This is a genomic window from Ruegeria sp. CE6, from assembly GCF_056537485.1.
Map to the genome: position 1 here is coordinate 1,021,083 of NZ_JBQFRR010000001.1, position 18,147 is coordinate 1,039,229.

18 protein-coding genes are annotated in these 18,147 nt (G+C 58.4%); 12 read left to right on the forward strand and 6 right to left on the reverse strand.

Annotated features, from left to right (window positions below; translation table 11 throughout):
* Positions 1 to 135 precede the first annotated feature (135 nt).
* Complete coding sequence (gene ribA, locus ACR0DK_RS05065; RefSeq protein WP_170425856.1) at positions 136 to 1,230, forward strand: GTP cyclohydrolase II; 1,095 nt, start codon at positions 136 to 138, stop codon at positions 1,228 to 1,230.
* Positions 1,227 to 1,727 (forward strand): L,D-transpeptidase family protein, encoded by a 501-nt coding sequence (locus ACR0DK_RS05070; protein WP_170406691.1) that lies wholly within the window; start codon positions 1,227 to 1,229, stop codon positions 1,725 to 1,727. Before ribA ends, ACR0DK_RS05070 begins: the two co-directional genes overlap by 4 nt.
* Here the strand turns inward: ACR0DK_RS05070 and ACR0DK_RS05075 are convergent.
* Positions 1,711 to 2,370, reverse strand: a complete 660-nt coding sequence (locus ACR0DK_RS05075) for a YggS family pyridoxal phosphate-dependent enzyme (protein ID WP_480735013.1) — start codon at positions 2,368 to 2,370, stop codon at positions 1,711 to 1,713. The two genes, ACR0DK_RS05070 and ACR0DK_RS05075, sit on opposite strands and share 17 nt — an antisense overlap.
* A 101-nt stretch (positions 2,371 to 2,471) precedes the next feature.
* On the reverse strand, positions 2,472 to 3,479 hold the full coding sequence (locus ACR0DK_RS05080; RefSeq protein WP_170398881.1) for a porin: 1,008 nt from the start codon (positions 3,477 to 3,479) through the stop codon (positions 2,472 to 2,474).
* A 278-nt stretch (positions 3,480 to 3,757) separates the two neighbouring features.
* On the opposite strand from ACR0DK_RS05080, the gene ACR0DK_RS05085 reads away from it, so the two are divergent.
* From ACR0DK_RS05085 to holA, 4 genes are all read left to right on the forward strand, one after another.
* Entirely contained in the window at positions 3,758 to 4,240 is a 483-nt protein-coding gene (locus ACR0DK_RS05085; protein ID WP_170398884.1) for a DUF3576 domain-containing protein, read from the forward strand.
* Positions 4,241 to 4,312: 72 nt separating this feature from the next.
* A complete protein-coding gene (gene leuS, locus ACR0DK_RS05090; RefSeq protein WP_480735015.1) occupies positions 4,313 to 6,865 on the forward strand; it encodes a leucine--tRNA ligase in 2,553 nt (850 codons plus the stop codon).
* Positions 6,852 to 7,343, forward strand: coding sequence for an LPS assembly lipoprotein LptE (gene lptE / locus ACR0DK_RS05095; protein ID WP_170732533.1), 492 nt, complete (start codon positions 6,852 to 6,854; stop codon positions 7,341 to 7,343). The genes leuS and lptE overlap by 14 nt, the downstream gene beginning before the upstream one ends.
* Entirely contained in the window at positions 7,340 to 8,368 is a 1,029-nt protein-coding gene (gene holA / locus ACR0DK_RS05100) for a DNA polymerase III subunit delta (protein ID WP_170732534.1), read from the forward strand. The genes lptE and holA overlap by 4 nt, the downstream gene beginning before the upstream one ends.
* Positions 8,369 to 8,371: 3 nt before the next feature.
* Here holA and ACR0DK_RS05105 read toward each other — a convergent pair whose 3' ends face one another.
* Positions 8,372 to 9,550 carry a TIGR03862 family flavoprotein gene (locus ACR0DK_RS05105; protein WP_480735018.1) on the reverse strand — a complete coding sequence of 393 codons (1,179 nt, stop codon included), beginning with the start codon at positions 9,548 to 9,550 and terminating at the stop codon, positions 8,372 to 8,374.
* Between the two features lie 44 nt (positions 9,551 to 9,594).
* On the opposite strand from ACR0DK_RS05105, the gene ACR0DK_RS05110 reads away from it, so the two are divergent.
* Positions 9,595 to 9,891, forward strand: coding sequence for an HNH endonuclease (locus ACR0DK_RS05110; RefSeq protein WP_170646751.1), 297 nt, complete (start codon positions 9,595 to 9,597; stop codon positions 9,889 to 9,891).
* Here the strand turns inward: ACR0DK_RS05110 and ACR0DK_RS05115 are convergent, their stop codons facing one another.
* Genes ACR0DK_RS05115 through ACR0DK_RS05125 form a run of 3 tightly spaced genes read right to left on the reverse strand, consistent with a single transcriptional unit; the run spans position 9,892 to position 11,980 of the window.
* Positions 9,892 to 10,629 (reverse strand): VOC family protein, encoded by a 738-nt coding sequence (locus tag ACR0DK_RS05115; RefSeq protein WP_170646752.1) that lies wholly within the window; start codon positions 10,627 to 10,629, stop codon positions 9,892 to 9,894.
* Positions 10,626 to 11,234, reverse strand: a complete 609-nt coding sequence (locus ACR0DK_RS05120; protein WP_170425866.1) for an enoyl-CoA hydratase/isomerase family protein — start codon at positions 11,232 to 11,234, stop codon at positions 10,626 to 10,628. Before ACR0DK_RS05120 ends, ACR0DK_RS05115 begins: the two co-directional genes overlap by 4 nt.
* The gene (locus tag ACR0DK_RS05125) at positions 11,231 to 11,980 is read right to left on the reverse strand and encodes an SDR family oxidoreductase (protein WP_170398908.1); all 750 of its coding nucleotides are present in this window, start codon (positions 11,978 to 11,980) and stop codon (positions 11,231 to 11,233) included. The genes ACR0DK_RS05120 and ACR0DK_RS05125 overlap by 4 nt, the downstream gene beginning before the upstream one ends.
* Positions 11,981 to 12,112: 132 nt before the next feature.
* Between ACR0DK_RS05125 and ACR0DK_RS05130 the strand changes: the two genes are divergently transcribed.
* The 5 genes from ACR0DK_RS05130 to lpxK all read left to right on the forward strand — a co-directional run bounded on the left by ACR0DK_RS05130 (position 12,113) and on the right by lpxK (position 18,112).
* Positions 12,113 to 13,636, forward strand: a complete 1,524-nt coding sequence (locus tag ACR0DK_RS05130; protein WP_170398911.1) for a DUF2125 domain-containing protein — start codon at positions 12,113 to 12,115, stop codon at positions 13,634 to 13,636.
* 125 nt (positions 13,637 to 13,761) lie between these two features.
* Complete coding sequence (locus ACR0DK_RS05135) at positions 13,762 to 15,108, forward strand: TldD/PmbA family protein (RefSeq protein ID WP_223117140.1); 1,347 nt, start codon at positions 13,762 to 13,764, stop codon at positions 15,106 to 15,108.
* On the forward strand, positions 15,095 to 15,895 hold the full coding sequence (locus tag ACR0DK_RS05140; protein ID WP_170406723.1) for a 3'(2'),5'-bisphosphate nucleotidase CysQ: 801 nt from the start codon (positions 15,095 to 15,097) through the stop codon (positions 15,893 to 15,895). Before ACR0DK_RS05135 ends, ACR0DK_RS05140 begins: the two co-directional genes overlap by 14 nt.
* Positions 15,892 to 17,127: a 3-deoxy-D-manno-octulosonic acid transferase gene (locus ACR0DK_RS05145; protein ID WP_480735022.1), complete on the forward strand. Its 1,236-nt coding sequence runs from the start codon at positions 15,892 to 15,894 to the stop codon at positions 17,125 to 17,127. The genes ACR0DK_RS05140 and ACR0DK_RS05145 overlap by 4 nt, the downstream gene beginning before the upstream one ends.
* Positions 17,114 to 18,112, forward strand: coding sequence for a tetraacyldisaccharide 4'-kinase (lpxK, locus tag ACR0DK_RS05150; RefSeq protein WP_480735023.1), 999 nt, complete (start codon positions 17,114 to 17,116; stop codon positions 18,110 to 18,112). Before ACR0DK_RS05145 ends, lpxK begins: the two co-directional genes overlap by 14 nt.
* Positions 18,113 to 18,147: the final 35 nt, after the last annotated feature.

Here is an 18,147-nt window from a genome sequence, read left to right on the forward strand (position 1 = left end):
CACTTGCGTATGAAGAATGCAATCAGCAAGATTTACTGCAGTCGTCTCACGCCCTCGTGTCTGACGCCGAGGAAATGTTTCACATTTTCCAGTGATCGGGGTAGGACAGGGTCTGATCGTTTCAAGGTAAACTGCATGAGTCTCACTCCCGACATCACCGAATTGCTGGCACGGGCGCGGGCTGACCTGCGTATGGGTGTTCCCGTTGTTCTGACCGACGAACTGGGATTTGGAGTACTCGCATTCGCCACCGAGACCCTGAGCCCGCAAAGGTTGGCCGATTTGCGCGGCTTGGGCGGGGATCCCGTTGTCGCCATCACGGTTCGGCGCGCTGAAACACTTAAAGCGCGTGCATATGACGGCGATCTTGCTCGCGTCATGATCCCGGCGGATGCTGGGCTGAGCTGGGTGCAGGCGGTGGCCGACCCGTCCGATGATCTGAACGCCCCGATGAAGGGCCCGCTGATGACCGAACGGCAAGGCAGCGCAAATCTGCACCGGATCGCTATTGCGTTGGCCAAGTCGGCGCACTTGCTCCCGGCCGCCGTCGTCGCCCCTATTCAAGACGGGCGCGAATTTGCGGCAGATCATGGTCTGACCTGCATTGACCATGCCCGGGCCGCGCCACATCTGACAGATCGCAGTGCTCTGCACCCTGTCGTCGCCGCACGCCTGCCGATGGAAGTGTCGGAGGCCGGGCGCCTGCATGTATTCCGCCCCGAAGATGGTGGAGAGGAACACTACGCGGTTGAAATCGGTCGCCCCGACCGCGACAAGCCCGTCCTCGCGCGGCTGCATTCGGCCTGTTTTACTGGCGATCTCATGGGCAGCCTGAAATGTGACTGTGGCCCGCAACTGCGCGGGGCCTTGGCCCAGATGGGGGACGAGGGTGCGGGTGTCCTGCTATATCTGAATCAGGAAGGACGTGGGATCGGGCTCGCCAACAAAATGCGCGCCTATTTTCTTCAGGATCAGGGATTTGACACAGTCGAGGCCAATCACCGGCTTGGATTCGAAGACGATGAACGGGATTTCAGGCTCGGCTCGGATATCCTGAAATCGCTGGGCTTCAATTCGGTCCGTCTGCTGACCAACAACCCTGCAAAAATCGCGATGATGGAACGCACAGGTATCGCCGTCACCGAACGTGTTCCGTTGAAAGTAGGTGAAACAGATTTCAACCGCGCGTATCTGGCGACCAAAGCGGCAAAGTCAGGCCACCTGCTGTGACACCAAGCGATCTGGTTCTTACACCACGTGGCATTCGGTTTCTCGGGCACCTGTTCCCCTGCGCTATAGGCAAAGGGGGCTTGAGCCCAACCAAGCAGGAAGGTGACGGAACAACACCAACAGGTGTGCATCACATTGTGGGTATGCTCTATCGCGCAGACCGAATGCCACGGCCGGCGCATTGGGCACGACCGATCGGACCGCGCGATTTATGGTCAGACGACGTAGAGGACGATGCGTATAACCATTTGGTGCGGGCGCCTCATGATTTCAGTCACGAAAAACTGCGTCGCCCAGATCCGCTTTATGACCTGATCTTGATAACCGATTGGAACTATCCCAATTCAGAACCCAGCCGGGGATCGGCCATCTTCCTGCATCAATGGCGACGCCCACGGTTTCCGACCGAAGGCTGCATCGCATTCAGGCGCGACCACCTACGTTGGATTGCCCAAAAAATCACGCCGGGCACACGGCTGATCATCCCTGAGGCTTAACCCGCGCCCCGAATATGGCAGACCCAATACGGACGTGTGTGGCACCCAAGGCGATTGCCGATTCAAAATCACTGCTCATTCCCATCGACAAACCCTCCAGCCCATTCCGCTCGGCGATTTTTGCTAATAGCGCGAAGTGCAGCGCGGGCTCCTCTTCAACCGGTGGAATGCACATCAAACCTCGGACGGGCAGGTCCATGCCGCGGCATTCTGCAATGAACGCATCAGCATCTTGTGGGAGAGTACCGGCCTTCTGATCCTCTTCGCCTGTGTTGATCTGTATAAAAAGATCGGGGCACTTACCCATTTCTTGTGCCAATCGCGCCAATGTTTTGGCGAGCTTTGGTCGATCAACTGAATGGATGGCATTGCAAAGATCAATCGCCTGCCGTGCCTTGTTTGTTTGCAATGGACCGATCAGATGCAGATCGATGTCCGGAAAACTCTCGCGAAATGCAGGCCATTTGCCAGCGGCTTCCTGCACACGGTTTTCTCCGAAACACCGGTGGCCCTGCTTCAACACGGCTTCGACCCGGTCGTTAGGTTGCACCTTGGAAACCGCGATTAATTGCACCGAGCCTTCGGCGCGTCGTGCCGCAGATTCAGCTTTGGCTATTCGATCGGTGATTTCTTGCAGCGACATGGGTCCCTCATTCTGCGTCTGAAGCAGCAAAACACCATGTGGCGGCAAAAGAAAAGGGCAGGTCCGAAGACCTGCCCTTGAACCTTGTGGTTCAGATCAACTTAGAAGTTGAACTGAGCACCAAAGTCGGCACGCAGCTGGCTGTCGCCGTCGCCACGCTTCTGGTTGCCGATACCACCGCGCAGCGATGCACCGCCACCCAGGTCGTAGATGGCACCGATGCCGTACTGCTGCAGATCGTCGTCTGCCGAACCGTCACCGTAAGCGAAGGTCAGAGTGGTTGCCGCGCCCAGGTTGTAGGCTGCCGACAGACCGTATGCGGTGCCGTTGCGGTCATCGTTTGCAACGTCATCGTCTGCAACGAACAGAGTACCGGAGAAGTCACCGAATTCTGCACCCAGGGTCAGAACGGTCAGGCTCTGCTTGTCGGCGTCGCCCAGACCGCTGGTCTGACCGTAGGCCAGAGCGGCAGTTACGTTACCGAAGGTGTAGGTTGCGCTGATGTCCCAGCGGTCTGCATCATCAGTGTCCGCACCCGCAACAGCTTCGTCAGCAAATGTACGCTGGTCATACGACGCGCCGAAGGCGAAGTCGCCAACTGCGTACTGGAAGAACACAGCGTTTGCGCCCGAACCGGTCGACGAATACGCCAGGAAGTCATAGTCGACGCCCGAGTACTGACCAATGAAGCTTTCCAGGCCAGGCTCGTTACCGTAGTAGTTTGCCAAGTTGTCGAACGAACCGGCTACGTTACCGGCGTCAACACGCAGACCACCGAAGATGACCGAGAAGCGTGCGCCGTTGAGGCCAGCGGAGTTTGCTTCGCCGTTGCCGGCATCTTCGTCTGCCTGCAGACGAACACGGCCTTCAAAGCGAACGCCGCCGTCAGTTTCAACGATTCCGTCGATGTTCAGACGGAAGCGCGAGACCAGGATGGTTTCGTCGGTTTCTACGCCGGTCGCTTCACCACCACCAATTGCGTCAACGGTACCTGTACGGTCTTCCAGGTATCCCAGACCAAAGCGGCCGTAACCGCTGAACTTTACTTCGGCCGCTGCAACACTTGCGGTTGCAATCAGTGCGGTCGTTGCGAAGAGAACTTTTTTCATCTTGTTTCCCTCGGTTTCAAAGATTTTCTACTCGACACATGCAAAGCACGCGTCTCAGCACGGACACCGTTTCGCTTTTTTTGCCCCCGTTGCGCAAGCTTGGCATAAACGCAAAGACGTCATTCGGCCCAAATTGGTGCAAGGATGCCACAGTCGAATTCAACGGATCGTGCGGTTCGCGCGAGTCGATCATAAAAGAATAGGGTTGTTGCTGTACGGGTCCTTGTCTAGGAGTATCACTCGACAGAGCAAAACAAGTGACACGGGACCTTCCAACGATGCGCCGTATTACGATTCCAGGTTTGATCATGGTAACGGCTGCCTTATCAGCCTGCGGAGGGCCACCGCCTGGCGATGCAAGTGTGTTGACCGCTGATGGCAGCTCGACCGAGGAACGCGAACTGAATGACCCGAATCGTTCGACGATTTGGGATGTATTTGGCCCGAACACCTCAGAGCAGGTCACTCAGGTAAATCGCTATCTGTGGGCCGCATCGCTGGATGTATTGAATTTCTTACCGATCCAAGAGGTCGATCCGTTTACCGGAGTGATCGTAACGGGTTATGGCACACCGCCCGGCGGCGGGCGTTCCTATCGCGCGACAGTTCACATCAGTGATCCCGCTTTGGAAGCGCGTTCTTTGTCCGTAGCTCTTCAGACCAGTGGCGGTTCTCCGGTCAGCGCTGCAACGTCGCGCGCCGTCGAAGATGCGATCCTGTCTCGCGCGCGTCAGCTACGCATTGCGGACAACAAGTTCTAGAAACCCGACAAAAATCACACTATTACCACGCCGGGTTCCTACCCGGCGTTTTCATTCACGAAGGACCGCATGATGTCGCGCTACTCGGCCAACGAAATCGAAGCAAAATGGCAGGAGGCCTGGGACAAGGCCGGAATCTTCACCGCCAATCACAAGGCGGACAAGCCGAAATACTATGTGCTTGAGATGTTCCCCTACCCGTCTGGCCGTATCCACATGGGGCATGTACGCAACTACACGATGGGAGATGTGATCGCCCGCCACAAGCTCGCAACCGGTCATAACGTGCTGCACCCGATGGGCTGGGACGCGTTCGGGATGCCTGCGGAAAACGCCGCAATGGCCAGTGGTGGCCACCCCAAAGATTGGACCTACGGCAATATCGCCGACATGCGCGGACAGATGAAGCCGCTGGGCCTGTCGATCGACTGGTCTCGTGAATTCGCCACCTGTGATCCGGAATACTACGGCCAGCAGCAGGCTTTGTTCCTGGATATGCTCGAGGCCGGTCTGGTCTATCGCAAGAACGCCGTGGTGAACTGGGACCCAGTCGATATGACTGTTTTGGCCAATGAACAGGTAGAAAACGGCCGTGGCTGGCGTTCAGGCGCCTTGGTTGAGCGTCGCGAGTTGACTCAGTGGTTTTTCAAGATTTCCGATTATTCCGAGGAACTGCTCGACGCGCTGGATACGCTGGATAACTGGCCCGCCAAGGTACGCCTGATGCAAGAGAACTGGATCGGCAAGTCCCGTGGCCTGCAATTCGGGTTCGAACGCACCGATGGAGGTGAGCCGATCACCGTCTACACGACACGGCCCGATACGCTGATGGGCGCGTCGTTTGTTGGCATCTCGCCCGATCATCCGATTGCCAAGCAGCTTGAGGCAGAAAACCCGAAAGTCGCTGAATTCGTTGCTGAATGCCGCAAGGGCGGCACCACCGAAGAGGCGATCGAAACCGCCGAAAAGCTGGGTTATGACACCGACATACGTGTAAAACATCCACTCGACCCCAGCTGGGAGCTGCCGGTCTGGATCGCCAACTTTATCCTGATGGACTATGGCACCGGCGCCATTTTTGCCTGCCCAGCTCATGATCAACGTGACCTCGATTTCTGTCGTAAATACGGCCTGCCTGTGGTCGACACATTCTTTGCACTGGATGATGACACTCCGGTCGACAAGATCGCGTTTGTTCCGCCGAAAACCGAGAAAGTCCGCTGGGTGAATCATTTTGCGGGTCTCACCGAGGCAACGGGTGACGAGGCCATCAATGCCACCGTTGATTTCGCCGAAAAGGCCGGTTGGGGTGAAGGTGTTACCAAATACCGCCTGCGCGATTGGGGGCTCAGCCGCCAGCGCTATTGGGGCTGCCCGATTCCTGTTGTGCATTGTGATCAATGCGGCACGGTCCCCGAGAAGAAAGATAATCTGCCGATCGAGCTGCCTTATGATGACGGCAACAGCAAACCCATAGATTTTTCGATCCCCGGCAACCCGCTGGACCGCCACCCCAGCTGGCGCGACACCCCTTGCCCTTCCTGCGGCGCTCCAGCCAAGCGGGAAACTGACACGATGGACACATTTGTCGATTCGTCGTGGTACTTCGCCCGTTTCACCGCTCCACGCGCGGAAACGCCCACCGATCTTGCCGAAGCCGAGTATTGGATGAATGTCGACCAATATATCGGTGGTATTGAGCATGCGATTCTGCACCTGCTCTATTCGCGCTTCTTCGCGCGGGCGATGAACATCACTGGTCATTTGCCGAAGAAAGCGATTGAGCCGTTCAACGCGCTGTTCACTCAAGGCATGGTGACTCATGAAATTTATCAAACACGCGACGCCAACGGTCGCCCGGTCTATCACCTGCCCGAAGACGTGACCGACGGCAAGCTGACCGACGGCACCGAGGTTGAAATCATCCCCTCAGCCAAAATGTCCAAGTCGAAAAAGAACGTCGTCGATCCGGTCAGCATCATCTCGGCCTTTGGTGCGGATACTGCGCGCTGGTTTGTTCTGTCCGACTCCCCACCTGAGCGCGACGTGGAATGGACCGCGTCGGGCGCCGAAGCCGCGTTCAAACATCTCAGCCGCGTGCACCGCATCGCCGCAGAAATCGCAGAATCGGACTTGCCGGCCACAGCAGATGACGAAACGCTGCTACGTGAGATGCACAAAGCCATTCATGACGTATCGGGCGGGGTCGAATCCTTTGGCTTTAACGCATCTATCGCAAAGCTTTATGCATTCACCAACACGCTTGCCAAATCCAAAGCGGGCTCTGCAGTCAAGCGCGAGGCAGCCAAGACACTAGCGCAGCTGATGTCGCCGATGACGCCACACTTGTCCGAAGAACTTTGGCAGATGCTGGGCGGCGAAGGCCTGGTTGCAACCGCGCCCTGGCCCATCGCGGATGAGACGATGCTGATCGATGACACCATAACCCTACCGATTCAGATCAACGGCAAGCGTCGGGCCGAGATCAGCGTAGCCAAAGATCTGGATAAAGCAGAGGTTGAAAAAATCGCCCTCAGCACCGAAGCTGTGCAAAAGGCGCTGGATGGCGCTGCACCGAAGAAAGTGATCGTTGTTCCGGGCCGGATCGTTAATGTCGTCGTTTGATCGTAGAACCCTGTTGTTGATGCCGCTGGCGCTCGCCGCTTGCGGGTTCGAGCCGGTTTATGCGCCCGGAGGATCAGGCTCGGCCTTGGATGGCAAGGTCGAGGTGTCAGCGCCGAATACCGTCGAAAGCTTTCTGCTTGTCCAGAATCTGGAACGCAAATTAGGTCGAAGCGCGACCTCGGGCAACGAATACAAGCTGGATGTGGGGGTTTCGACGGTCACCCGCAGGGCCTCGATCACCACAGCGAATGAAACCAATCGCTATACGATCGACGGGAATGCGACTTACGCGCTGAAATCCAACGCAACCGGGCAAGTCATTGCCTCGGGCAACGTTACCGAGTTTGTCGGTTATTCTGCTGCAGGCTCGACCGTGTCTACACTGGCAGATGAGCGTGATGCGACCGAGCGGCTGATGGTGATTCTAGCCGATCAGATCGTGAACCGCCTTTACGCCACGCCGGGCCTGTCCACATGAAGTTGAGCCCGCGTGAGGCTGAAGGGTATTTTTCCAAGCCGGACGCGGACAAAGCCGGATTGCTGATCTACGGGGCGGACGCGATGCGCGTTGCGTTGAAGCGCCAACAGGTGCTGGCGGCTTTGCTGGGACCTGGCGCCGAAGAGGAAATGCGCCTGACCCGCATTCCCGGAAGCGATCTACGCAGCGATCCGGCCCTGTTGCTGGACGCGGTCAAGGCTGTCGGATTTTTCCCCGGTCCCCGCGCGGTGTTTGTTGAAGACGCCACCGATGTCGCAGCGCCTGCGATTCTCACAGCCCTTGAAGACTGGGATCATGGCGATGCACAGATCATCGTGACGGCCGGGCAGCTCAAACCCAGCTCGAAAATCCGCAAAGCATTCGAAGCGAACCCTGCCGCATACGCTGTTGGCATCTACGATGACCCGCCCTCGCGCGCCGAGGTGGAGCGCATTCTGGCGCAAGCCGGATTGAAGAATATTCCGCGCGATTCGATGTCGACGCTAAGCGAACTTGCAATGGCGCTCAGCCCTGGTGATTTCACTCAATCAGTTGACAAACTGTCGCTTTACAAACGCGGTGACGCCGGTGAACTGACGATTGAAGACATTGAAGCCTGTGCGCCGCGGTCGACCGAGGCGGCGCTGGATGATGTATTGAACGTCGTTGCCGAGGGCCGAGCACAGGAAATCGGCCCCCTTATCCGACGCCTGCAGGCGCAGGGCACCAACGGGGTCACCTTGTGTATTGGGGCGACGCGGCATTTCCGAACGCTCTATGCCTGCGCATCCGACCCTGGAGGCGCCGCGCAGGGTATCGGCAAGCTGCGCCCTCCGGTCTATGGCAAACGACGTGACCGGATCCTGAGGCAAGCTCAGGGATGGGGGGCGCCCAAGCTGCAGACCGCTTTAACCGTCCTTACAGATACGGACCTATCCTTGCGCTCGGCAGGTCAAACCGCACCTGCGATGGCACTGGTCGAGCGTGCCATGATCCGTCTGGCGATGCTGGCCCGATCGGGTTAAGGCCTAGCGCGCCAACCACGTTGCCGCCGACTGACCGGCCCAACGTCCCGTCGCCAGACAGGCGGTCAGAAGATAACCACCGGTCGGGGCTTCCCAATCCAGCATCTCGCCCGCGCAAAAAACGCCCGGACATGCAATCAGCATCAAACCGCTGTCCACTGCACCCAATGCTACCCCGCCAGCGGTTGAGATCGCCTCATCCATCGGGCGTAGCCCAGCATACCTGATGGGCAGGTTTTTCAGCGCACCGATCCATTGCGTTTGCTTCAATGCGCGGCCCTTAGTCATTTCGTGGAACAAAGCGACCTTTTGCGGAGACAGTCGCAGACCATTCTTCAACCAATGCGAAAGCGTTGCCTTTGATTTCTTCGCGTCCAATCGCGCCTGCATCCCTTCAGCCGTCACATCCGGGACCAGATCAACAAACAGCGGCGCCCCCATCCGCAGCGCAGGGGTCAGGGCATACATACCGCCACCTTCCAGGCCTTTTGCGGAAATAGTGGCCTCACCACGGCTATCCAGATCGCCCGCCATCCACCGCACCGACTTGAGCGCCGCGCCAAAATGTGGCTGCATATAGGGGCTCCAATCGACTGACAGAGCGGCGTTAGCCGGTGCAAACGGTGTTAGATCAACTCCGCTGTCCGCAAGCCACTGGGCCCAAGCGCCATCCGAACCCAACCGCGCCCAGCTGGCGCCCCCTAATGCCAAAACCGTCGCGTCGGGCGAGCAAAACTGCATGCCATCTGGCGTCTCAAAAGCCAACGCGCCACCTTGCCATCCCTGCCAGCGCCAGCGTGTCCTGATCTGAACACCGGCCTGATCCAATCTGGCCAGCCAAGCCCGCAGCAAGGGTGAGGCCTTCATGACTTTCGGAAACACGCGCCCGGTAGAGCCCGTGAACATCTCTTGCCCAAGATCACCGGCCCAAGCCTTCACCGCCTGTGCGTCAAACGCTTGTATCATCGGATGCAACCAATCCTTTGCATCCCCGTATGCGCCCATAAGCATGTCAAAAGGCTCATCCTTGGTCAGGTTCAGGCCGGACTTACCCGCCATCAGGAATTTACGCGCGACAGACGGCTTGGCTTCGGCCACTACAACCTCGTGCCCGGCGGCGGCAAGCTGTTCGGCGGCCATTAGCCCCGCTGGTCCTGCCCCGATGACCATGGTTTGCGCCATTGTGTCCCTCTTGCCCTGTACACGCATCAGCGCGAAGTTAGGTCATGGCAAATTCCGATCCGATCTGCCCGCTCTGCAACCGTCCGATCCCCGAAGGTGGTGGAAGCCTGCACCATCTGATCCCAAAGCTTAAGGGAGGCAAGGGCGGGCCCACGGTTTTATTGCATCAGATATGCCACAAAGAGATTCACGCGACACTGACCGAGGCCGAACTGGCGCGTGACTTCCACACTGTCGATGCACTGCGCAAACATCCGAGGCTTGAGAAGTTCCTGAATTGGGTGCGCAAACGCCCGCCGGGGTTTCGCTCAAAAGTGCCGGGCAAACGGCGCAGACGTTGATCAGGCCGGAAGCCAGGGATCACCGAACACATCCTTTTTCGGGTCGGTCAGCCCTTCAACCTCGATCCCAAGATAATCCGGCACCGGAGCAAACCGAGCGTTCGGAATATGCTGGTATTCCAACGTGGTATATGGGCGCTTCCACAGCCATTCGCGATTCTCAACCGCCCAGAGATCGGGGTTGGGAGGCTCCTCTGCGGTGAACGCATAGAAATGCAGATCGAACCCATGAGGTTCGACATCCTGCAGAGACAGCAAAGACAGTCCCATGGATCGGCAAAACACATCTTCGGTTGCAATATCGCCGGTTCGCAAAGTGATCTGGCCGATACAGGCCTTCGCGAAGGGGGCGTCCGGGCTTGTAGCATCAACCGGTCGGTTGCCCTCGAAATCCTGCTGAAGCAGTTCAATGGCAAACCCTTCGGAGTCATTCAGATGGCACATATAGCCGATATCCAGAAACTGCCGCGGCGCGCTGACCGGGATACCCTTCTGGCGCAGGTGTTCTGCGGCAAGATCAACATCCGGCAACGTGATCCCGATCTTCCAATACCGCTGCCCCGGGTCGTGGCGGTAGCCCCCGCCACCCGGCATCAGCAACAGATCGGCATCCTGACCGGAATATCCAAGACGACGATTGGCGCCTTCAACCCTGACAGACATGCCAAGCGCATCACGATAAAACGCCGCCAACGCATCCGGGTCCGCCACCCGCAATCGGAGCGCGGCCAACCTCATGGGCACAATCCGGCTATGCCCGCAGCAACCGACGGATCTGCGGACAGGCTGTCGGCTACAAGTTCTTGTGCAGTTGGTATCAAATGTTCGGGCTCAACCACCCGATCAACCAGCCCAAAACTATAGGCTTCTTCTGCAGAAATCTTCTGTCCAGCCATCAGTATAAGCCGGGTTCTGGCCGGGCCGATCAACTCTGCCATCCGCTTGGGATCCGAGGGCTGCGGCAAGAATCCCAGCTTCATGACCGGGTAAAAGAACTTGGCCGAGGGCACTGCGATACGCAGGTCACAGGCCAGCACCATACCGTTGGCTCCACCGGCCAAAGTGCCGTTGAGCGCGGCCACCGTCAGACAGGGCAAGGCGGCAATGGCACCCGACAACCTCTCCCAAAGATCGGAGGTCGCAAGGCCCGCCCGCGCTTCTTCAAGATCGGCGCCCGCACTGAAGACCCGGCCCGCCCCCGTCAGGATCAATGCACGTGCCTCGGTCGCCGCCTCTGCGATGCGAACCAATTCGCTTAGCATCGCTGAGGTCAGCGCATTGGCCTTATCCGGATTGTTCAACGTGACGGTCCACAGCCCATTATCCTGTGTCAGTTCGATCACGTCAGCCCAACCCTTTTTCGGATGTCTTCGTTGCGCAGCGATATCTCGGTCCCCAAGAACTCATCCGCATCTGCCGAGCACATCCACATCAACGCCCGCGCGGGCCAGTCTGCGGGGATGTGATCGTCCCAATCCAGCTGACTTACTGGATTGATTCCGCTGGCCTTGATCACCCGCTGCATATCTGTGGCCACAGTTCCCGGGGACAGGCCCATTGCGCGAATACCGTGATGCGCCTCTTCCAGATGCAGGCATTCGGTCAGCATCTTGGCCCCGGCTTTTGATGCGCAATAGTGGCTCCAGGCTTCGACCGGGTTCGACGCGGCACCGGACGAGACTGTCAGAACGGTCCCGCCGCCTGCTGCCCGCATGATGGGCAGGACGGCACGCATTCCATAAAAGACACCCTTCAAGTTGATGTCGATTGCTTGGCTCCAGGCCCGGGTGTCGGCATTCGAAAGATGAAAGATCGGATCAATGACGCCCGCGTTCCCGATTAGCACATCCAGCTTGCCGAACCGGTCGATGCAATCGGCAACTGTCTGTTCGACCTGGGAAAAATCGCTGACATCGCAGGCCAGCGCCATGGCATTTTCACCCAATGCCGCAGCCAGAGCGTCAATCTGATCGCGGCTGCGTGCGACCAAGGCCACATTGGCCCCAGCTGCGGCAAAAACGCGCCCGGCTTCCGCTCCAATGCCTCGGCTTGCCCCTGTGATCAGTACCGTTTTCCCTTGCATATGCATCGTTTAAATCCCTGCATTTGAAATTGTCTTAACTCGTACCCTGCAAATGGGGAATTGGTCCACCCCTTCCCCCTTGACGCTGGCCGCTACAGGCACGACCATGCCGGCAAATTGATCAAGAAGGGTTCTCTTATGACTGTTTTCCTTCGCCGTAGCTGCGGTGCAGCTTTGGCCTATGCTGTTGCAACCAACGGCGCGTTTGCAGATGTTACCGCCAATGATGTCTGGGCCGATTGGCAGGCTTATCTGGGCGGCATGGGCTATGACGTCACTGGCGATCAGAGCGTTTCCGGCAACGTCACCACCATCGCGAACATGACGATGGCCATGGCCATTCCGGACACCGAAGGCACCTTCGACATGGTCATCCCCGAGATGACGTTGACCGAAAATGGCGACGGTACAGTCAATATCGGCTTTCCTGCCAGCTTCCCGATGACAATTTCCGGTGAAGCCGAGGGCGAGACATTTTCGGCTGATCTGATGTACGCTCACGACGCCTTGGAAATGGTCGTTTCGGGTACCCCCGAAAACATGACATATGACTATACGGCGAACAGCCTGACTCTGTCGATGGACTCGATGGAGTTTGATGGCGAAACCGTATCCAGCGACATGTTTGCCTTGAACGTTCAGATGAACGAAATCGCAGGCACATCGCAGATGCAGATCGGCGAGATGCGCGATATCGCGCAGCAGTTCACGGCCAGCAGCCTGTCCTATGATGTGGCCTTCAACGAGCCCGAAAGTGAAGACACGGGCCGGATCAGCGGTAAATTAGATGGTTTGAAATTTGATGGCGATACAATCATTCCACCCGGTATGGATGTCGCCAACATTGAAGACATCTACAAGGCCGGGTTCGCCGCTTCAGGTACATTCACATACGCCTCGGGCAGCACCGAAATGGCAGGCACTGCCGAGGGTGAGCCATTCTCGCTCAGCAGCAGTTCCGAAGGAGGCAGCTTTACCGGCAGCATCGATGCACAGCGCCTTGTCTACGATCTTGCGCAGAACAGCACCAAACTAGCCGTCACCACGTCGGATCTGCCTTTTCCAATCGAAATCGCGATGGCAAATGCAGGACTGAAATTCGAGCTTCCGGTGCAGGCCTCGGAAGAAATCCAGCCATTTGGGTTTGGCATGAACCTGACGGATTTCACCATGTCCGACGTATTGTGGAGCATGTTCGACCCTGCTAGTGCGCTGCCGCGCGATCCGGCGACCATCGCGTTGGATGCAACCGGCACCGCCAAAGTTCTGGTCGATTTCATGGACCCGGAAGCCGTCGAAGAGCTTGAGACATCTGATATCGTTCCGGGCGAACTGCATTCGCTGAAGATCAACAAGCTTCTCGTATCATTGGTCGGAGCCCAATTGAGCGGTGATGGCGACTTTGCGTTCGACAACTCCAACACGGAAGAGTTTGATGGCCTGCCTGCCCCGTCAGGTGTTGCCAACTTGAAACTTGTTGGGGCCAACGCTCTGCTGGACAAGCTGATCGGCATGGGCTTTGTGTCGGAAAACGACGCGCTGGGCGCGCGTATGATGATGGGTCTGATGGCTGTTCCGGGTGAAGAACCGGACACGTTGAACTCGAAAATCGAGTTTACCGAGGATGGACAGATCCTGGCCAACGGTCAGCGTATCAAGTGACAAACAAATTGGGAAAGGCCGCTGCGCTGGCCTTTCCCGCCCGAGGCACATAAAGCCAGTGGGCTGCAGGCCTTGCGGGACAGACTATCCGAGGCTAGGTCCAGAACAACAAGACCGGAGGCCTCATGACGCGAACACCTCAAACAATCAGTGAAGAGCTGCTGAATGCAGCCCGCAAGGCAGGTGCCGAGGCAGCGGATGCCATAGTAATTGATGGCTCATCCGTTTCTGTGGAAGTACGTAGTGGTGCATTGGAACATGCCGAACGCTCGGAAGCGACCGATCTAGGGCTGCGGGTCTTCCTTGGCAAACAGCAGGCAATCGTATCCAGTTCGGATAGTCGCCCCGATACGCTTGCCGCGATGGCCGAGCGCGCCGTGGCCATGGCACGGGAAGCGCCCGAAGATCCGTTCACCGGCTTGGCCGCGCCTGACCAATTGGTCGCCGACTGTAATATCGACGCGCTGGAGCTGTTTGACCCAGCCCCTGAACCCGGCGCTGAAGCTCTGATGCAGGATGCGCTGGCGGCAGAGGCAGCAGCGCTGGACGTTGCGGGAGTCTCACAGGTGTCCGACGCTGCGGCCGCCTATGGTACCCACCGGGTCCATCTTGCCGCAACAAACGGCTTTTCGGATGGCTACATGCGCAGCAGCCGTTCAACCTCATGCGTCGCCATTTCCGGCGAAGGGACGGGAATGGAGCGTGACTATGACGGTGACAGCCGGACTTTTCAGTCTGACCTGCGCAGCCCCGCCGAGATTGGTCGCACGGCTGGTGAACGTGCGGTTCAGATCGTGGGAGCACGCAAGCCCCAGACCGGCAGTTTTCCGGTGGTGTTCGACGAACGGATTTCATCATCCCTGATCGGCCATCTGCTGGCCGCCAGCAATGGCGCGGCGATAGCCCGCGGGGCCTCGTGGCTGAAGGAAAGCCTTGGGCAACAGGTTCTACCGGCACATTTGTCTTTGATTGAAGACCCGCATCGCCCGCGCATTTCGGGCTCGCGCCCGTTCGATGCCGAAGGGCTGGCAACACGGCGCAGGGCGATCGTTGAAGATGGCGTACTGACCGGCTGGACGTTAGACCTGTCCAGCGCCCGCAAATTGGGAATGACCTCGACCGGCAACGCAGCGCGCGGCGTATCCGGGCCGCCGTCGCCCAGCAACTGGAACCTGAGCCTGACGCAAGGCGAGAAGACCCGCGCCGAGTTGTTGCGCGACATGGGTACCGGGCTTTTGGTCACTTCGATGATCGGATCGACCATCAATCCGAATACCGGCGACTATTCACGCGGCGCTTCGGGATTTTGGGTTGAGAACGGCGAGATCACCCATCCCGTCAACGAGTGTACCATCGCTGGCAATCTTCGCGACATGCTGATGCGAATCATTCCGGCAAACGATGCGCGGCCTTACCTATCGCGCGTTGTACCCTCGCTGTTGATCGAAGGGATGACACTTGCCGGCAACTGACCTGCCCCTGCTGATCGACGCTGCGCTTGAGGCCGGAAAGATCGCCACGCGCTATTCGGGTCCTGATGCCCAGCGCTGGGATAAACCCGAAGGCGCAGGCCCGGTGACCGAGGCCGATCTGGCCGTCAACGCGATGCTAGAACGTGATCTGCAGGCGGCCCGCCCGGATTATGGCTGGCTGAGCGAAGAAACCGAGGATTCACCCGATCGTCTGGCCCGTGATCGGGTCTTCGTCATCGATCCCATCGACGGCACCCGCAGTTTTGCCGAGGGGTCGCGCACATGGGCCCATTCGCTGGCCGTAACCGAGAACGGTGAGGTCACGGCAGCCGTCATCTACCTGCCCTTACGTGATCTGCTGTATGCGGCTGCAAAAGGGCAAGGTGCAACGTTGAATGGCACTGCCATCCAAGTGTCAGGGCAAGCGCACCTGCCCGAAGCCGAGATTTTGGCGGCAAAACCCAATCTAGATCCGCGCCACTGGCAATCCGGTGCTGCACCTGACTTTCGCCGTGTATACCGCCCGTCTCTGGCCTATCGGATGGCGCTGGTTGCGCAGGGACGGTTTGACGGGATGCTGACGTTGCGACCCAGTTGGGAATGGGATATCGCCGCCGGAGATCTGATCCTGCGCGAGGCAGGCGGGCTCTGTACCGATCGTTTGGGGCAACCTCTGCGCTTCAACAATACCCACCCGCGCCTGAACGGCGTGGTGGCGGCAGGTTCAGCGGTGCATTCGGACCTTCAGACCCGACTTAACCCGAATGGGGCCGGAATTCCGGCATGAGCAAGCCGCGATCTCTGAGCCTTGCGGCCTATCGAGTCCTGTCCTGGGGCGTCCCGCAAAGCACGGGTCACCCCGAGATTGCGCGCCCGGAAGGTGAACTTCTGTGGGTCCATGTCAGTACACCCGATCGGTTGCGGGCCGTCGACAATATTTGCCGTCGGCTGCTGTCTGTGCGACCAGAACTTTCGCTGTTGCTGACCGCCCCACCCGATGTTGATCTGAAGGACTGGGAAGATTGCGATACCCCGATCACAATGCTGCCCGCCGAGCATACCGGCGCGGCGCGCACGTTCTTGGATCACTGGCGCCCTGATATGGGGCTGTGGTTTGGCGGTGGGCTGATGCCCAATGTCATAACACGCGCACAGGAGCGGGGCATTCCGCTAATTTTGCTTGAGGCTGTGGTCGACGTGAAAACCGCAAGGGGTGGACGTTGGCTACCTGATATCACGCGATACACGCTGGATTGCTTTACAGCGATACTTGCGCCCAATGATGACAGCGCACGCCAAATCCGACGCGTGGGAGTGAACTCGGCAAAAATCTCGGTCGCGCCACCACTTCATATCAGCCCCAACCCAGAGCCCTGGCCCGAAGATGAATTGATCGAGACCACTCACACAATGGCCGGGCGCCCAGTTTGGCTGGCCGCATGGGTTCAGGACAAGGAATTCATCTCGGTTCTGACGGCCCATCGTCAGGCCTTGCGGATGCTGCCACGTCTGGCTTTGGTCCTGCATGTGGCGGATATGTCCGAGGCATCGCCCCTGTTTAAACGCCTCGAAGCGATGGACCTTCGATGCGCCAACTGGGATGAAGGCCATCCAATCGAAGACACCACACAAGTGATTCTAACAGCCGAGCCCGAGGATCTGGGCCTTTGGCATCGTGTATCCGCAGTTACCTTCATGGGAAGTTCACTGGAACGCGGGGCGCGGGGGCACGACCCTCTGACCGCAGTCGCCTTGGGATCTGCGGTAATCCATGGGCCTCATGTCAGCAAGCATCGCAGTCTCTATGACAGATTGGGGCAGGCAAAAGCCGCGTTGAAGATACGAACCGCAACAGAGTTGGGCGATGGCGTTGTCGAATTGTTGGCACCTGACCGCACAGCAGACATGGCATTGGCCGGATGGCGGATTGTCACCGAAGGGGCTCCACAGGCGGACCAACTGATCGATATGGTACAGGATACACTGGACCGGCGAGGGCGTGACGATGCGGGCACCTGACTTCTGGAACTCAGCCCCTGATCGGTTGGATCTGCGCGCCAGGCTGTTGGCGCCACTTGGTCGCCTCTATGCCGCTGCAACCGCTCGTCGCGTGGCGAGCGGGCAAGGCATCTCGCCGGGCGTACCGGTTATCTGCGTTGGCAACCTGAATGCCGGTGGCACAGGGAAGACACCGACGGTGATCTGGGTTTTGGAATATTTGAGGGATACCTGGCATCAACCTCATGTCGTGACCAAAGGCCATGGTGGCTCGCTGGAAGGCCCGGTGCAGGTCGACCCGCGCAAACACACAGCGGCTCAGGTCGGGGATGAACCCCTGTTACTCGCCGCGTTTGCCGAGGTCTGGGTCGCCAAAGATCGTGCAGCGGGCGCGCAGGCAGCCGCAGCGGCAGGGGCAACCGCGATCGTGCTGGACGACGGTTTTCAGAACCCCGCAGTTGCCAAGGATTTTTCCATCATCGTGGTGGATGCGCAGCGCGGATTTGGCAATGGCCTTTGCCTTCCTGCTGGTCCACTGCGAGAGCCTGTGGCCATTGGATTGAAACGTGCCGATCTCGTGTTGTCGCTTGGGGACGCCGCAGCGCAGTCAACATTTTCAGAAAGATGGGAACCTGCCCTGACGGTCCCACACGCCACCGGCGAGGTGTATCCGCTCCAAACCGGAATGGACTGGAACAATACACCCGTTCTGGCCTTTGCGGGCATAGGCTATCCGGACAAGTTCTTTGGAACTCTGCGACAGCAAGGCGCTAAACTGCTGCGGGCCGAGGCACTGGATGATCACCAACCACTGACTTCAGCGCTGATGACGCGGCTTGAGAACGAGGCCAAAGCACTGGGCGCGCAACTGGTGACAACCGAGAAAGACGCCGTGCGCCTGCCCGCCACTTTCCGCAGCAAAGTTCTGACCCTACCGGTTCGGTTGCAAATCAATCAGGATGACAAAGTCAAAGAGTTGTTGGCGAAGGCCGCGCCTTCACCTTAGGCAGATGGCCAGCCCAAAACAGGCTGACCATTCAG

Bases quoted from the DNA above. Each gene is read 5' to 3' on its own strand.
- ribA (WP_170425856.1), top strand. From the start codon at position 136: ATGAGTCTCACTCCCGACATCACCGAATTGCTGGCACGGGCGCGGGCT.
- ACR0DK_RS05075 (WP_480735013.1), bottom strand. From the start codon at position 2,370: ATGTCGCTGCAAGAAATCACCGATCGAATAGCCAAAGCTGAATCTGCG.
- ACR0DK_RS05080 (WP_170398881.1), bottom strand. From the start codon at position 3,479: ATGAAAAAAGTTCTCTTCGCAACGACCGCACTGATTGCAACCGCAAGT.
- ACR0DK_RS05085 (WP_170398884.1), top strand. From the start codon at position 3,758: ATGCGCCGTATTACGATTCCAGGTTTGATCATGGTAACGGCTGCCTTA.
- leuS (WP_480735015.1), top strand. From the start codon at position 4,313: ATGTCGCGCTACTCGGCCAACGAAATCGAAGCAAAATGGCAGGAGGCC.
- lptE (WP_170732533.1), top strand. From the start codon at position 6,852: ATGTCGTCGTTTGATCGTAGAACCCTGTTGTTGATGCCGCTGGCGCTC.
- holA (WP_170732534.1), top strand. From the start codon at position 7,340: ATGAAGTTGAGCCCGCGTGAGGCTGAAGGGTATTTTTCCAAGCCGGAC.
- ACR0DK_RS05105 (WP_480735018.1), bottom strand. From the start codon at position 9,550: ATGGCGCAAACCATGGTCATCGGGGCAGGACCAGCGGGGCTAATGGCC.
- ACR0DK_RS05110 (WP_170646751.1), top strand. From the start codon at position 9,595: ATGGCAAATTCCGATCCGATCTGCCCGCTCTGCAACCGTCCGATCCCC.
- ACR0DK_RS05115 (WP_170646752.1), bottom strand. From the start codon at position 10,629: ATGAGGTTGGCCGCGCTCCGATTGCGGGTGGCGGACCCGGATGCGTTG.
- ACR0DK_RS05125 (WP_170398908.1), bottom strand. From the start codon at position 11,980: ATGCATATGCAAGGGAAAACGGTACTGATCACAGGGGCAAGCCGAGGC.
- ACR0DK_RS05130 (WP_170398911.1), top strand. From the start codon at position 12,113: ATGACTGTTTTCCTTCGCCGTAGCTGCGGTGCAGCTTTGGCCTATGCT.
- ACR0DK_RS05135 (WP_223117140.1), top strand. From the start codon at position 13,762: ATGACGCGAACACCTCAAACAATCAGTGAAGAGCTGCTGAATGCAGCC.
- ACR0DK_RS05145 (WP_480735022.1), top strand. From the start codon at position 15,892: ATGAGCAAGCCGCGATCTCTGAGCCTTGCGGCCTATCGAGTCCTGTCC.
- lpxK (WP_480735023.1), top strand. From the start codon at position 17,114: ATGCGGGCACCTGACTTCTGGAACTCAGCCCCTGATCGGTTGGATCTG.